The 2,096-nt window shown below is 56.2% G+C and carries 1 rRNA gene; it reads right to left on the minus strand.

From position 1 onward, the window contains the following. Nucleotides 1-386: 386 nt before the first annotated feature. Nucleotides 387-1,908: ribosomal RNA gene (locus BR70_RS18750) — 16S ribosomal RNA — on the minus strand. Nucleotides 1,909-2,096 lie beyond the last annotated feature (188 nt).

Raw genomic sequence — 2,096 nt, forward strand, 5'->3', positions numbered from 1 at the left:
CCCGAAGGCTGATCATGGATGACGCGAATCAAAGATGCTCGCGTCCACTGTGTAGTTCTCAACATACGATCGGCACCAGCACTCCCCCACCACAACGGTAGGTTCACCCTGGCCCGACGAAGGACCCGTAGGCCCAACCCCCACCACCACTCACGTGACGACAGGAAGCCTGGTCCCTCAGGACCCAACAACGTGCACCAGCCAGCAGCTCCACCCCGACCCGTCCCAACCCTGCAAGCAGAGCGTACTGAGGTCGGAAGCATCACTCCCAACTGCACTGTCAATGTTCCACCCATGAGCTACCCGTCGGACACGTTCGGTCCGAATCAGGCGCCTGGACCATGCGTGCCCCGATAAGGGACAACACGAGGCCAGATGCTCCTTAGAAAGGAGGTGATCCAGCCGCACCTTCCGGTACGGCTACCTTGTTACGACTTAGTCCTAATCACCGATCCCACCTTCGACGGCTCCTTCCACAAGGGTTAGGCCACCGGCTTCGGGTGTTACCGACTTTCATGACTTGACGGGCGGTGTGTACAAGGCCCGGGAACGTATTCACCGCAGCGTTGCTGATCTGCGATTACTAGCGACTCCGACTTCATGAGGTCGAGTTGCAGACCTCAATCCGAACTGAGACCGGCTTTTTGGGATTCGCTCCACCTTACGGTATCGCAGCCCTTTGTACCGGCCATTGTAGCATGCGTGAAGCCCAAGACATAAGGGGCATGATGATTTGACGTCATCCCCACCTTCCTCCGAGTTGACCCCGGCAGTCTCCTATGAGTCCCCGGCATAACCCGCTGGCAACATAGAACGAGGGTTGCGCTCGTTGCGGGACTTAACCCAACATCTCACGACACGAGCTGACGACAACCATGCACCACCTGTACACCGACCACAAGGGGGCGACCATCTCTGGCCGTTTCCGGTGTATGTCAAGCCTTGGTAAGGTTCTTCGCGTTGCATCGAATTAATCCGCATGCTCCGCCGCTTGTGCGGGCCCCCGTCAATTCCTTTGAGTTTTAGCCTTGCGGCCGTACTCCCCAGGCGGGGCGCTTAATGCGTTAGCTACGACACAGAAACCGTGGAAAGGTCCCTACATCTAGCGCCCAACGTTTACGGCATGGACTACCAGGGTATCTAATCCTGTTCGCTCCCCATGCTTTCGCTCCTCAGCGTCAGTTACGGCCCAGAGATCTGCCTTCGCCATCGGTGTTCCTCCTGATATCTGCGCATTCCACCGCTACACCAGGAATTCCAATCTCCCCTACCGCACTCTAGTCTGCCCGTACCCACTGCAAGCCCGAGGTTGAGCCTCGGGATTTCACAGCAGACGCGACAAACCGCCTACGAGCTCTTTACGCCCAATAATTCCGGACAACGCTTGCACCCTACGTATTACCGCGGCTGCTGGCACGTAGTTAGCCGGTGCTTTTTCTGCAGGTACCGTCACTTTCGCTTCTTCCCTACTAAAAGAGGTTTACAACCCGAAGGCCGTCATCCCTCACGCGGCGTTGCTGCATCAGGCTTTCGCCCATTGTGCAATATTCCCCACTGCTGCCTCCCGTAGGAGTCTGGGCCGTGTCTCAGTCCCAGTGTGGCCGGTCACCCTCTCAGGCCGGCTACCCGTCGTCGCCTTGGTGAGCCATTACCTCACCAACAAGCTGATAGGCCGCGAGTCCATCCCCAACCAAAAAATCTTTCCACCACCAGACCATGCGGCCAGTGATCATATCCAGTATTAGACGTCGTTTCCAACGCTTATCCCAGAGTCAGGGGCAGGTTACTCACGTGTTACTCACCCGTTCGCCACTAATCCACCCAGCAAGCTGGGCATCATCGTTCGACTTGCATGTGTTAAGCACGCCGCCAGCGTTCGTCCTGAGCCAGGATCAAACTCTCCGTAAAAAAATACAGACCCAACACCCGAAGGCATCAGACCGAGTTGATTCTGACTGTTGACTGTCTACTGACAATCTTCAATCCAAAAGGAATTGCTTCATGACCCAGTCAGCAAGCCGACCAGGCACGAGGTCAATCAATAAATTGGCATTGACAATGTGCACGCTGTTGAGTTCTCAAGGACCAGACGCACT

The organism is Curtobacterium sp. UNCCL17 (assembly GCF_000686685.1).
GTDB lineage: Bacteria > Actinomycetota > Actinomycetes > Actinomycetales > Microbacteriaceae > Curtobacterium > Curtobacterium flaccumfaciens.